Source organism: Neorhizobium sp. PAMB6716, assembly GCF_058242805.1.
In genome coordinates this window covers 583,624-595,479 of the sequence record NZ_CM177835.1, presented here as the reverse complement: position 1 = coordinate 595,479, position 11,856 = coordinate 583,624, and the positions used below count along the sequence as shown (strand labels likewise).

13 protein-coding genes are annotated in these 11,856 nt (G+C 60.2%); 5 read left to right on the top strand and 8 right to left on the bottom strand.

The window, feature by feature from the left end:
• Positions 1–31: 31 nt before the first annotated feature.
• Positions 32–1,579 carry an ABC transporter substrate-binding protein gene (locus tag AC4CWH_RS02830; RefSeq protein ID WP_491320292.1) on the bottom strand — a complete coding sequence of 516 codons (1,548 nt, stop codon included), beginning with the start codon at positions 1,577–1,579 and terminating at the stop codon, positions 32–34.
• Positions 1,580–1,833: 254 nt separating this feature from the next.
• On the opposite strand from AC4CWH_RS02830, the gene AC4CWH_RS02825 reads away from it, so the two are divergent.
• Positions 1,834–2,781, top strand: a complete 948-nt coding sequence (locus AC4CWH_RS02825; RefSeq protein ID WP_491320291.1) for a 2-hydroxyacid dehydrogenase — start codon at positions 1,834–1,836, stop codon at positions 2,779–2,781.
• On the opposite strand, the gene AC4CWH_RS02820 is transcribed toward AC4CWH_RS02825, so the two are convergent.
• Positions 2,775–3,545, bottom strand: coding sequence for a GntR family transcriptional regulator (locus AC4CWH_RS02820; protein WP_491320290.1), 771 nt, complete (start codon positions 3,543–3,545; stop codon positions 2,775–2,777). The two genes, AC4CWH_RS02825 and AC4CWH_RS02820, sit on opposite strands and share 7 nt — an antisense overlap.
• A 120-nt stretch (positions 3,546–3,665) precedes the next feature.
• On the bottom strand, positions 3,666–4,385 hold the full coding sequence (locus AC4CWH_RS02815) for an SDR family NAD(P)-dependent oxidoreductase (protein ID WP_491321337.1): 720 nt from the start codon (positions 4,383–4,385) through the stop codon (positions 3,666–3,668).
• A 634-nt stretch (positions 4,386–5,019) separates the two neighbouring features.
• Here AC4CWH_RS02815 and AC4CWH_RS02810 point away from each other — a divergent pair.
• The 3 genes from AC4CWH_RS02810 to AC4CWH_RS02800 are packed head-to-tail and all read left to right on the top strand — an operon-like array spanning position 5,020 to position 6,673.
• Complete coding sequence (locus AC4CWH_RS02810) at positions 5,020–5,172, top strand: DUF2256 domain-containing protein (protein ID WP_491320289.1); 153 nt, start codon at positions 5,020–5,022, stop codon at positions 5,170–5,172.
• Positions 5,169–6,248 carry an NAD(P)/FAD-dependent oxidoreductase gene (locus AC4CWH_RS02805; RefSeq protein WP_491320288.1) on the top strand — a complete coding sequence of 360 codons (1,080 nt, stop codon included), beginning with the start codon at positions 5,169–5,171 and terminating at the stop codon, positions 6,246–6,248. Before AC4CWH_RS02810 ends, AC4CWH_RS02805 begins: the two co-directional genes overlap by 4 nt.
• Positions 6,248–6,673: a DUF3429 domain-containing protein gene (locus tag AC4CWH_RS02800; RefSeq protein ID WP_491320287.1), complete on the top strand. Its 426-nt coding sequence runs from the start codon at positions 6,248–6,250 to the stop codon at positions 6,671–6,673. The genes AC4CWH_RS02805 and AC4CWH_RS02800 overlap by 1 nt, the downstream gene beginning before the upstream one ends.
• Before the next feature lie 16 nt (positions 6,674–6,689).
• Here AC4CWH_RS02800 and AC4CWH_RS02795 read toward each other — a convergent pair whose 3' ends face one another.
• From AC4CWH_RS02795 to AC4CWH_RS02775, 5 genes are all read right to left on the bottom strand, one after another.
• Positions 6,690–7,394 carry an SDR family NAD(P)-dependent oxidoreductase gene (locus AC4CWH_RS02795; protein ID WP_491320286.1) on the bottom strand — a complete coding sequence of 235 codons (705 nt, stop codon included), beginning with the start codon at positions 7,392–7,394 and terminating at the stop codon, positions 6,690–6,692.
• Positions 7,395–7,457: 63 nt separating this feature from the next.
• Positions 7,458–8,999 (bottom strand): cryptochrome/photolyase family protein, encoded by a 1,542-nt coding sequence (locus AC4CWH_RS02790; protein ID WP_491320285.1) that lies wholly within the window; start codon positions 8,997–8,999, stop codon positions 7,458–7,460.
• 109 nt (positions 9,000–9,108) lie between these two features.
• Positions 9,109–9,465, bottom strand: a complete 357-nt coding sequence (locus tag AC4CWH_RS02785) for a hypothetical protein (RefSeq protein WP_491320284.1) — start codon at positions 9,463–9,465, stop codon at positions 9,109–9,111.
• A 133-nt stretch (positions 9,466–9,598) separates the two neighbouring features.
• A complete protein-coding gene (locus AC4CWH_RS02780; RefSeq protein ID WP_491320283.1) occupies positions 9,599–9,835 on the bottom strand; it encodes a hypothetical protein in 237 nt (78 codons plus the stop codon).
• Positions 9,832–10,239, bottom strand: coding sequence for a DUF2325 domain-containing protein (locus AC4CWH_RS02775; protein WP_491320282.1), 408 nt, complete (start codon positions 10,237–10,239; stop codon positions 9,832–9,834). The genes AC4CWH_RS02780 and AC4CWH_RS02775 overlap by 4 nt, the downstream gene beginning before the upstream one ends.
• Before the next feature lie 248 nt (positions 10,240–10,487).
• On the opposite strand from AC4CWH_RS02775, the gene AC4CWH_RS02770 reads away from it, so the two are divergent.
• On the top strand, positions 10,488–11,849 hold the full coding sequence (locus AC4CWH_RS02770; protein ID WP_491320281.1) for an NAD(P)-dependent oxidoreductase: 1,362 nt from the start codon (positions 10,488–10,490) through the stop codon (positions 11,847–11,849).
• Positions 11,850–11,856 lie beyond the last annotated feature (7 nt).

Sequence of the window (11,856 nt, the reverse complement as noted above, 5' to 3'; positions counted from 1 at the left end):
GGGTGGAGATGGTCTTCCACCCGGTATCGACTTAATTCTTGATCCAGGCGTCGCGCATGGATTCCGGCAGGCCGGAGGCGGTCGTCACCAGATCCTGAACCTTGCAGTTGTAAATTGTCGGGAAGCCGAGTTCGAGCAGCCAGGCGACCGGGACGTCTTCCTGGAGGATCTTCTGGGCCCGATCATACAGTTCCTGACGCTTTGCCACCGGATAGGCGACGGCAGCCTCGTCGAACAGCTTGTCGAGTTCGGGGTTCGAATAACCTTCGACATTGTTGAACGGATTGCCCTTGGCAATCTGCGAGGTCTTGTAATTGCGGTCGACGCCGATGGCCGGGTCACCGTTCTGGTAGAGATAGGTGAAGGCGATGTCATAGTCCCAGTTGGACGTGCGCTGGTTCCACCCGGCAACGTCGGCCGATTCGATTTCGATGGGGATGCCGACCTCTTCGAGGTTCTGCTTGACGGCTTCCGCCCAGCGCTGCCAGGTTTCACCATAAGGCAGCGGCAGCAGCTTCAACGCCTTGCCGTCATAACCCATCTCCTTCAGAAGCGCCTTGGCCTTGGCGGGATCGTGCGCGTAGTGCGGCTCGACATCCTTGTAGAAAGGCAGTTTTGACGACAGCGCGCCGGTCGCTACCTTGCCATAGCCGTTCCACAACACGTCTTTCGCAAATTCGCGGTCGAGCGCATACATCACCGCCTGGCGGAACTTCACATTGTCCATCGGCGGCTTGCGGTTGTTGAGCCACAGCCAGGAGAGCGGCGCGAAATATTCCCAGCCCTTTTCCGTCGTGCAGGTATTGGGCAGATCTTTTAGTCGCGGAATGTCGAAGTTTTCGATCGAACCGCCCGGGAGAATATCGACCTTGCCGGTCTCGAAAGCGACGGAGCGCGAGGCGCCATCGGGAATGACCTGGTAATAAAGTTCATCCAGATAGGGCTTGCCCTTCACATAATAGTCCGGGTTCTTGACGAGGTGGATGTAGCTGCCGCGCTTCCATTCGTCGAACTTGAAGGGACCGGTTCCGATCGGTTTGTCGTTCGCGGGATTGGTGGCGTAATCGGTGCCTTCGTAGATGTGTTTGGGGATGATCGGCATCGTATAAAACGACAGGCCACGCATGAAGGCTTCGAAGGGCTCCTTCAGCTTGAACACCACCGTCTTGTCATCCGGCGCGGTGACGCTTGCCACATGGCTCATCAGGTTGCGATGGCGCGGCTGCATCTTCAAAAGGTAGTCGTTGGCCGAAAACAGCACGTCCGCTGACGTCATCGGCTTGCCGTCATGCCATTTCACGCCCTCCTGCAGAGCGAAGGTATAGGTCAGGCCATCCTCGGAAACCGTCCAGGATTTGGCGAGCGACGGCATCGGCTTCAGGGCCTCGTCGTAGCGCAGCAACCCCTCGTAGATATTGCCGCCGACCAGCAAAGCCGGGCCGTTCGTGGTGGTGCCAATCATGATGCTCGGCGGTTCCGGCTGAACGATCAGGTTCAGCTTGCCGCCGGGAACGGCCTGGGAAAAGGCCGCTGTCGTGGAGAGAAAAAGAGCCAATGAAGCAGAAAGCAGTCGTCGCATGAGGTTCCCCTTAGGATTTTCGTTTGCGTGCAGACGTCACTTCGCGATCATATCAGAGCAACAATATACCGATATATCGATGCCTCATCTTGACTCCCGCCATCGGCAGCTGTCAAGCAAGGCCGGTGAATTTTTGCATAAAACTTGAACTCCACCATGCGCCGCACAAAAATTGATCAACTGCGAAAATTCAGGACGAGACAGGATCCGGAAAAAATGCAGACAGCAGAGAAAGGCCTCTGACGATGGCATCGATGGCACAGCGGGATGCAAAGGCTCCTCACATCGCGTTGATCAGCGCGACGCTCGATCTCACCTTCCTGAAGGATGCGTTCAAAACGAGAGGCCTCGATGTCCGGCTGAGCCTCTATCCGCAAGAGGGTTTTGAGGCGGCCGATGTGGCCGTGTGCTGGAACCCGCCCCCTGGCCTGGTTTCAACCATGCCGAACCTGAAGCTCATCCACAGCATTGCTGCCGGCCTCGACAACATCTTTGCCGATCCGCATCTGCCCGACGTTCCCGTGTGTCGTGTCGTCGATAGCCAGCACGCGTTCGGCATGGCGGAATATGCCATCTGGTCGGTTCTGCTGTTTCATCGAAGGATGGATCTGCATCTGCAAAACGCGGTTCATAAACGCTGGGAGCGTCCCGAACAGACGGCCGCGAAAGATTACACGGTCGGCATACTGGGTTTTGGCGCGATAGGGCGCATTGTCGGGCAGCGTCTGCGCGCCCTCGATTACACTGTTCGTGCCTGGGCACGCTCCCCCAAGCAGGAGGCTGGCATCGCCAGTTATCACGGCGATGAGCAGTTGGAAGACTTCATGTCCGGCTGCAGCGCCCTGATCTGCCTGCTTCCGCTGACGCAGGCGACGCGCGGCATCCTGAATGCGGACCTCTTTGCCATGCTGCCGCAAGGTGCCGGCATCATCAACATGGGCCGCGGCGAACATCTGGTCGAGGCGGACCTTCTGGATGCGATCGACAGCGGGCATCTGCGGGGCGCGGTCCTTGATGTCTTCCTTCAGGAACCGCTTCCCGAAGAAAGCCCATTGTGGAGCCATCCGAAGATCTTCACCACGCCGCACATCGCATCGATGCCAAATTCGCAGGACGTCGTCGCGCAGATTTTCGAGAACACCACGCGGGTCCTCGCCGGACAGGCCCCGCTGAATGCAGGGAGCCGAAGCCGCGGTTACTGAGCGGGCGGCGCCAGCATCAGATCCAGCTTGGACAGGTCAAAGCCCGGTTCCTGCACGATCAGGCCCGGCTGATCGGTCACGACATATTCCACGACTGCGGCGATATCATCGAGATGCTGGCGCAAGAGATCGTGGGCACGTCTGGCGTCACCAGCCCTGATCGCGTCATAGATGGCGCGATGTTCCTGCTCGACCTCATCGAAATAACCGGACCGGGGAATGGCGGTCCGCCGCACCCTGTCGAGCTGGCCGGTCGCATTGTGAATGGTCTGCCAGATATCCGGAAAACCCGCCATGCGGCAGATCAGGCGATGAAAGTCATTGTCGACGGCGAGGAACCGGTCGTAATCCTCACGCTTGGCCGCATCCGCCTGCAGAAACATCAGCAGATCGAAATCCCGGTCATGGATCGGATCGTAACAACGCGCGGCAAGCCGCACCATCCGCAATTCGAGGCTGGAGCGAACGAGGTGTCCCTCGATGACGCCGCGGAGCGAAATATTGTTGACGAAGGTGCCGCCGCTGGGCACCACATTCACCAGGCCTTCCTGCGCCAGACGCAGCACAGCCTCGCGCATTGGCGTGCGCGACACGCCCAGTTGCGCGCAGGTTTCCTTCTCGCTGATCGTTGTCCCCGGCTGCATGCGCATGGTGATGATCGCGTGGCGGATGAAATTATAGGCGGCAAGGGCCTTCGGCTGCCCGGCGGCGCTTGCGGCACCATGATCCGGAAACAGGTCGGAACGTTTCAAATTGTTGTTCATTCTGAGCCACCTCCCCGCCACGCGTATCTTCAACCGGTCATGCCGATATATCGCGGCCTGTCCCTAGCCGCTTCGGCGCAGTTTGCAAGACAATATCCCAGATCTCGGAGACAAAGACCGTCAGACGTGCTGCCCGCCGTTGATATGGATCTCTGCGCCATTGATGTAGGAAGACTGGTCGGTGCAGAGGAAATAGATCGTCCTTGCAACTTCGTCAGTGGTGCCGAAACGTCCCATCGGCACCTCGGCCTTGACCAATGCGTCCGTCCCCGGCGAGAGGATGGCCGTTGCGATTTCGCCCGGAGCGATTGCATTGGCACGAATGCCGCGGGGACCGAATTCCCCCGCCAGTTCCCGCGTCAACGCCGCAAGGCCGGCTTTGGACGCCGCATAAGCCACGCCCGCGAAGGGATGCACGCGCGACCCCGCAATCGATGTGACGTTGACGATGGAACCGCGGGCCGCCTCGAGTTCCGGCAGCAATGCCCGCACCAGAAGCGCCGTCGATACGAGGTTGACGTTCAGCACCTTCATCCAGACCTCGGCATCCGTCTCCGCCACCCCCATACGGCTGCCGCCCGGCCCTTTCGGCGAAATGCCCGCATTGTTGACCAAAGCCGCCAGCTTGCCATCCGGCAGGCGCTGGCGTACCGTCTCGGCCAGCGCATCGATGCCGGAAAGATCCGCCAGATCGGCCTGGATGTGGCTTTCCTGCGCAGACGGCCAACGGCATTCCTCGGAAAACGGCTGGCGCGACACCGTCAGAATTCGCCAGCCATGCTCCATGAATAGCTTGACCGTCGCGTGCCCAATGCCACGGCTTGCACCAGTCAGAAGCAGATAGGGGGTGTTGGTCAAGGACGGAACTCCCGTGAACCGACGAGATGGGATAAACCCAATATACCGGTATGTTAGAGCCCCTCTGGGAGTTTGCAAGCGCTTTTCGCGTATGCAAAAACTCTGTCGCGGGACAGGGCGCTGCCGGTGACCTGCTGCCCGTGAACTGCCCCGTGTTCTGTCGCTTCCAGCCAATAGTGTAACACGAGACGTGGTCGAGATGATCGACGGGTAGAACCAGCCCTGCCGACGCCCGGCATCGCCGAGAACCACAGGCCATCTGTTGCCACACTTCAATGCCGCTTTCAGGAAGCCTATTAACGTCCGCAGACGGCCATCCGGCGCACCATTTCCGCCCGTCTCTGGTCCCAGGGCTATTGCATATGAGACAAGTCCCCTCCCCAACCCTCCCCACAAGGGGGAGGGCTTAACCCGGCCGCGCCGTCCGTTTCTGGAAAGGGACGTTTACTGCCTCGTATCTCCCCCCTTGTGGGGGGTCCGAAGGACGGAGCGAGCCCCATGGCTCGCCCCGGTCGCCCGGCAGACCAGAGAAGGTCTTATTTCAAATACGATAGCCCTAACCCTGATCCGGGTCGCTCATCACCGCGTAATCATAAAAAAGTGATTGGGCTGCCTTATGCCGAAGCAGGTGAAGAAAAGCGAGTTGCCGCAGAAGACCTGCGTTTGCTGCAGCCGGCCGTTTTCGTGGCGGCGCAAGTGGGTGCGGGATTGGCCGGCGGTCAAGTTTTGTTCTAAGCGGTGCCGCAAAGCCAGGGGAGAGACCAGATGAAACAGCCGTCCATCGCCATTATCGGCGCCGGTATGGCAGGCCTTGCGCTTGCGGCAGAACTTTCCGCGCATGCGCAGGTGACCCTATTCGACAAGAGCCGTGGCGTCGGCGGCAGGCTTGCCACACGCCGTGTGGGCGAGACCGGGTTTGATCATGGCGCGCAATATTTTACCGTGCGCGATGCCCGCTTCCACAGCGCACTCGAGCCGCTTCTGGAGGCCGGCCATGTCGAGGCGTGGAATGCGCCGCTGATGCGCCTCAATGCGGATCGGTCGCTGGAACGGCTTGTCGAACGGGCGCCGCGCTTCGTCGGCGTGCCGGCAATGACCTCGCTTGCCAAGGCAATGGCTGCTCCCTTCGAGGTGAAGGTCGACCGACACGTTTTCTCGATCGTTGGCGATCCCGGGCGCTGGTATCTGGTGACGGACGATCAGCCTTACGGCCCGTTCGACTGGGTGATCTCGACGGCACCCGCGCCACAAAGCTTAAACCTCCTGCCACTTGGCGAGGCGGATAAGGCAGCGCTTTCAACGGTACGCATGAACGGCTGTTTCACGCTGATGCTGCAACTGCCGGGTGATGAGCCGCTGCCGTTCGAGGCCTGCCAGGTGTCGGCTTTGACCGATGCGGCGGAGGGTTTGCCTGTGATCAGCTGGATTGCCGCCAACAGCAGCAAGCCGGAGCGGGAGGCGGCCACAGACGTTTCCCAAGGCTCAGTGCCCGACCACACGCTTGTCATCCATGCCGGCAGCGCCTGGTCCGATGCTCATCTCGAGGATGAGCCGGACACGGTACGTGAGCATATGCTTGCCGCCTGTCGGGATCTCTTTCCCACCCTTGCCTTTGATGCCGCAACCGGTGTGAAGCTGCACCGCTGGCGTTATGCCAATGTGGAAACGCCACTCGGGCAGCCTTTCATCCTCGACCGGGACAAGCAGATCGGCGCCTGCGGCGACTGGTGCATCGGCAACCGCGTGGAAGCGGCGTTTCTGAGCGGCCATGGTCTGGGCGTGACGCTCAGAGAGATGTTTTGCGACAGTTTACCTGCCCGGACAACACGAAAGAGGGAAGCGTGATGGTCTCGCCGCAACGCCTCACCGTGCTTTTGACATGCGCCGGCGCCCTGCCGTTTTACCTGCTGCAACTGCCCGTGTTCGATGAGGGCGCCCGGCTTTTTGCCTTTATCGCCTATGGCGCGGTCATAGCAGCCTTCATGGCGGGGACGTTGTGGGGGCTGGTGCAAAGTGCTGAACGGTCGTCGATTGTGATATCCATGCTTGTGATCAGCAATGTGCTGGCGCTTATCGCCTGGGGCACGGTTCTGATGCCGGCAGGCCGTCTGGCGCTGGTGCTTCAGGCCGCATCGTTTGTCGGGCTTCTGGCCGGAGACCGGTATCTGGCGTCGGGCGCGCTCGAAAAGCGCTGGTATTTTACCCTGCGCCTCTCTGTCACGCTGCTGGTGCTGTTTGCTTATGGATTGGCGCTCATCACGTTTGACTGACAGCCATCTACCCGCTTTACCAGTCGATCGGCTGGCCGTCATAGGCGAAAAAGCGGCCGCTTTCTTCCGGCGAAAGTCCGTCGAGCACGGATAGCATCGCCCTTGCGCTCACCTGCGGGTCGCTGCGCTGGTGGCCGCCCGAATATTTTTCCGACAAGGACGTGGCAACCGTTCCCGGGTGAAGCGGCACCAGAACGGTGGCGGGATGGGTGCGTGCAAGCTCGATGGAGGCGGTGCGCACGATCTGGTTCAGCGCCGCCTTGGAGGCGCGATAAGACATCCAGCCGCCCAGCTGGTTATCGCCGATGGAGCCGACGCGGGCGGACAGAAACGCCATCAGCGCCCGGTCGCGTTTTGAGAGAAGCGGCGAAAAATACCGGATCAGCAGTGCTGTTCCCACCGCGTTCAGGGCAAACTGCCGCATCATCGCGTCTGCGGAAATCTGGCGGATCGATTTTTCCGGGCCGACCCCATCGATGGTGAGGCCACCGGTTGCGCAGAAGATCAGCTGGAATTCACCCGACAACGTCGCGGCCACCCGTTGAACGCTCTCTTCGTCGGTGACATCAAGTCCGTTTTCGCTGCGCGACAGGCGCACCAGCTCGCCAGAGCGCGGATCAGCGGCAATGACGGCGCACAGCGCCTCACCAATGCCGCCGCTCGCGCCGATCACCAGCGCCCGGTAATCCTGCGGCAGGGATGTCATCAGGGCGTCTGTCATCATCGTCTCCGGGGTTGTCGTTAGTTCCTTTATACGCAAGCGCTGAAAGACCGGTTCTTTGCCTCACACCCGTTCTTTTGCATCAAGCTTTTCCAGAAACCGCTGCGCGCTTGCGCGATAATCCTGCCGCTGCGCCTCGGCCATGCGCGCCCATGTGGCATAAGGCTGGGCAAGGCGGTGATTGGCGGACAGCAGTTCCCGGTTTCGGTCGAGAAAATCCCAGTAGAGCGCGTTGAACGGACAGGCGCCCTCACCCGTCTTTTTCTTCACGTCGTACCGACAGCCCGTGCAGTAGTCCGACATCTTTGAGATATAATTGCCGCTTGCGGCATAGGGTTTGGAGCCCAGGAGCCCGCCATCGGCAAACTGGCTCATGCCGATCACATTGGGCATTTCCACCCATTCATAGGCATCCGCATAAACCTCCAGATACCATTCGTGAACGGCTAAGGGCGCGATGCCTGAAAGGAGCGCAAAGTTACCCGTGATCATCAGCCGCTGGATGTGATGGGCATAGGCGTTGTCGATGGTCTCGCCGATAACGGTGGCAAGGCAGGCCATGTCCGTCTCGGCCGTCCAGAAAAAATCCGGCAGCGGGCGCGAAGCTTCCAGAAAATTGCTCGCGGCGTAGTCGGGCATCTTCAGCCAGTAGATGCCGCGCATATATTCGCGCCAGCCGATAATTTGGCGAATGAAACCTTCAACGGCATTGAGCGGCGCGTGGCCTTCCAGATAGGCGCGTTCGGCCGCACGACAGACGGACAGCGGATCGAGAAAGCCGATATTGATGTAAAACGATAAAAGCGCGTGGTTGAGGGTGGGGTCGGATGCCAGCATCACATCCTGCGTTTCGCCGAACTGGCTCAAGAAATCCGCGATAAAATCGTCCTGAAGCGCTTGCGCATCGGCTGCGGTGACGGCAAGGCCGAATCCATCGAGACGGCCGATATGATCGCTGAACCGTTCCGCCACCAGCGCCAAAACGTCGCGCGTGATCGCATCCGGCGCAAACTGCCGGCGGCGCGGGCGCAGCAGATCCGGTTTTGCGGGCTTGCGGTTTTCCGCATCGAAATTCCAGCGCCCGCCTGAAGGCACGTCCCCTTCCATCAGAAGGCCGGTCTTGCGGCGCATGTCGCGGTAGAAAAACTCCATGGTCAGCTGCTTGCGACCCGCAGCCCAGGCGGCAAATTCTTCATGGCTGGCCAGAAAGCGGTCGTCGGGGCGGATGTCCACCGGACAGCCTGCCGCCTGCTGCCAGCCGCGCATGTCGTCCAGCACACGCCACTCACCGGGCTCGGTGACGATGACGCGGTCCGGCGCCAGATCCGCCACGGCACGCAAAAGCTCGGCGCGAAACGAACCGGCGTTTTCAGGGGCGTCCAGGAACGTATAACGGACTTCAAATCCCGCCTCGCGCAGGCTTTGCGCATGATGGCGCATGCCCGACAGGATGAAGGCGATCTTGCGTTTGTGATGGCGCACATAGGTCGCTTCCGCCATCACCTCGCACATGAGGATGACGTCGCGGGCCGGGTCGGCATCGCGAAGGCTTGAAAGGTCGGGCGACAGCTGGTCGCCGAGAATGAAGATGAGATTGCGTGTCATGAACCGGCGGCTGGTCAAACTGGGGATCTATAGTCCCTTACGCCGTTATGGTCGGATCAGATTACACGAAGGGCTTCAGGAAAAGCCCTCGCCTGTCTGTGGGCCGAGTTCAGGAGCGATACAGCAGGCCGGCGCTTTGCAGCTGGCGTGCGCCGTGATGGGTGACCAGCGAGCGGGCCATGGTGCAGAATGCCTGCGGATTTTGACCATACTGGAGGGTGCTGGCTGCCACCTGCGCCTCCGTCTGCTGGCGCCTGCGGGTGGACGACCAGTTCATCTTTCCACCGAGGTTGAACAGCTCGACCTGAAGATTGTCGACGTTGAAGTTCAAGCCGAGGCAATTGGTGTTTGCCACGACGAAAACCGCATAGGTTTCAAACACCTTCATGGGATCGCCGCGCGCCTGATCTGCCGCTGCCGCCGTTGAAAAAACCAGAGATGCCAGAAGAATTGTAATGCGCAACATGAGCTGCCCTCCTGATGATGAAATTACGCTCAGCAGGATTTTTCACAATTGCTACTTTTCACCCCTCTAAAATGTTAACCATATCATGGCAGAAACGATGCCCCCTGTGGCAGCTACGCTCTTGCGCTGGTGATTATGCCCGTCGAAGCGGAATGATTCGAGCCGGTTGCGCTGCCTCGTTTCCGGACAGGGAAACGCCGGGAAGGCGGGTGCGGCCGATGGGAAAACGCATGATGCACTCGTCCTCCTCCAACTCGTCGGGGCGGCGGGTCAGGAGATCGTAAAGCTCCGGCACCAGGCCATCGCCATTCTGCTGGGCAAGCTTGTGCAGGCCGATCAAAAGGGTCGGGTCGCGGCGATCTTCACTCATCTCGTCTCACTCAATCTCTGTTCACTGCGCTCATGCATCGTCTGAAGCGCCCGCTCCAGCGAGGATTTTGAGCCATTGCGCAAGGGAATGAAGGCCTTGGAAAACTTCTTGCAGCCGGTCTTTACCCGCAGACACGCATCATGGCTGATACAGTCGATGGGGCAGAACACACAGTCGACGGAAGGCAGAAGCGTATCGATGCGCGACACGGCTTCGCGCAAGCCACCATCGTGGTGGATCAGCTCGGCGCCGAAATTGCTGGCGATCTGGCGCAGATGCGCCACCTGGCAATCACGCCCGCCGACATAGAGAAAGCTTTTGACGCTGCGACTGTCCTGCGCCTTCGACGGTGTTTCCTCGCCCCGCGCCCTGCTGTCAGCCTTGCGCTTGTCTTTCTTCGCCACGGCTCGTCTTCCTCTTCATCATCCGAGTCATTTCCCCCTCGCAAGGGTGCTTGGCGGGCACCATAGATAACATGACAAATCGAGTAAAGAATAAACTTGAGTGTTTGTATCATGATTATGTGCGCCCGCCTGAACCGCTGCAGGATTTGACGATTCGCACGGGCAAACTTTTACCGTTTGATAAAAATTTTGGCCGTGTTACGCTCCCGCAGTTGCGTAAGAATTCCATGATAAAAGAGGGATGCAACATGGACAGACTGGGAAGCGGCATCGCGGGAGGCCGGCTGGCGCCCGCAGACTATGACAAGAACTTTTCCGACCTTCATCCACGGTTAGACCGGCACGAGGCGCTCGTTGCCGCCGATCGCTGTTACTTCTGCCACGACGCGCCGTGCATGACGGCCTGTCCCACCGCCATCGATATTCCGCTGTTCATCCGGCAGATATCAACCGGCAATCCGCTGGGTTCGGCCCGCACCATTCTCTCGCAAAACATTCTCGGCGGCTTGTGCGCCCGCGTCTGTCCCACCGAAACGCTGTGCGAGGAAGCTTGCGTGCGCCACACGGCAGAAGATCGCCCCGTGGAGATCGGTCGCCTGCAACGTTATGCCACCGACATTGCCATGGAGACCGGCCGGCAGTTTTTTGTCCGCGCGGCAGAAACCGGCAAAACCATCGCCGTGATCGGCGCCGGCCCGGCGGGCTTGGCGTGCGCACACCGGGCTGCCATGCACGGCCACACCGCCATCATCTTCGATGCCCGCGAAAAACCCGGCGGTCTCAACGAATATGGCATCGCCACCTATAAGGCGACCGACGAGTTTGCCCAGCGCGAGGTGGATTACGTTCTCGCCATCGGCGGCATTGAGATCCGCACCGGACAGGCGCTCGGCCGCGATTTCTCGCTGTCGGACCTTGTTCGCGATTACGATGCCGTCTTCCTTGGGCTCGGTCTTGCTGGCGTCAATGCGCTCGGGCTCGAGGGCGAGGATCTTGCCGGCGTCGATGACGCGGTGGATTTCATTGCAGCCCTTCGCCAAGCCAAAAACAGGGCAGAGGTGCCGATCGGTCGGCGCGTCGTCGTGCTCGGCGGCGGGATGACCGCGATCGATGCGGCCATCCAGGCAAAGCTGCTGGGCGCGGACGAAGTCACCATCTGTTACCGGCGCGGCAAGGAGCAGATGAACGCCTCCGAATACGAACAGGATCTTGCCGCCTCCAAGGGCGTGCTGATCCGCCACTGGCTGTCGCCCAAACGTATCCTCGGCCGCGACGGAACGGTTGCCGGCATCGAACTCGACTATACCGCACTTAGCGACGGCCACCTGACCCTAACAGGCGAGACGGGCGTGATTGCCTGCGACCAGGTTCTGAAGGCCATCGGCCAGTCTTTCACGACAAGCGGCCTTGGCGCGCTTGCGATGGAACGCGGCAAAATCCTCATCGACGAACACTGTCGAACCTCCCTCCCGAAGGTTTATGCCGGGGGTGATTGCACCAGCCGCGGCGAGGACCTGACGGTGCAGGCGGTCGCTCATGGTCGCGATGCGGCAGAGGCCATTCATCTTCATCTTGTCTCAGCCGGTCAACCGGCTGTGGCTGTCGCGTGAACAGGGG